Consider the following 696-nt stretch of genomic DNA (forward strand, 5'->3'; position numbering starts at 1 on the left):
GGCGGTCTAGGTCTGTTCGGCGGTGGCGGCGCGGGTACGGATGGCAATGACGGCCGGGCAGCCACGGGGACCAACACCGGCAACATCACCACCAGTGGCCTGGGCGCCATCGGCATGCTGGTCGAGTCGGTGGGCGGCGGCGGCGGCGATGGCGGCGGCGCCATCGGTCTCGTGTCGATCGGTGGCAAGGCAAGCGGTGGCGGCCAGGGCGATACGGCGACCGGCAATATTGGCGGCGTCATCAAGACCGGCGTCGATGGAAACGGCGGCGACGGCGCGCATGGCATTCTGATCCAGTCGGTCGGCGGTGGCGGCGGCAATGGCGGCTACGCCATCGGCGTAGCGCCTGCAATTTCGGTCGCCATCGGCGGTGGCGGCGGCACTGGCGGCAAGGGTGGCGTGGTCAACGTCAATCAGGCCGGCAACGGTGTGACCGTCGAGACGAACGGCCGTTCCGCTAGCGGCATCATCGCACAGTCGGTCGGCGGCGGCGGCGGCAATGGCGGCGGCGCCATTGCCATTGGCGGCCTGGTGGGTGTGTCGGTAGGCGGATCAGGCGATGCGGCGGGTGACGGCGACAAGGTGAATTACAACGTTGCGAACGCCAAGGTCACCACGCTCGGGGACGATTCCATCGGCGTGCTTATGCAGTCGGTGGGCGGCGGCGGCGGCAATGGCGGGTTTTCACTTTTCGGC

Annotated in this window: 1 pseudogene; it reads left to right on the plus strand. The window is 68.8% G+C overall.

The features are described 5' to 3' along the window. Positions 1 to 696: pseudogene (locus ENZ75_RS33480) on the plus strand (autotransporter outer membrane beta-barrel domain-containing protein); the annotation flags it as partial.

Origin of the sequence: Mesorhizobium sp. M7A.F.Ca.CA.002.04.1.1, from assembly GCF_004022805.1 — a bacterium.
GTDB lineage: Bacteria > Pseudomonadota > Alphaproteobacteria > Rhizobiales > Rhizobiaceae > Mesorhizobium > Mesorhizobium ciceri.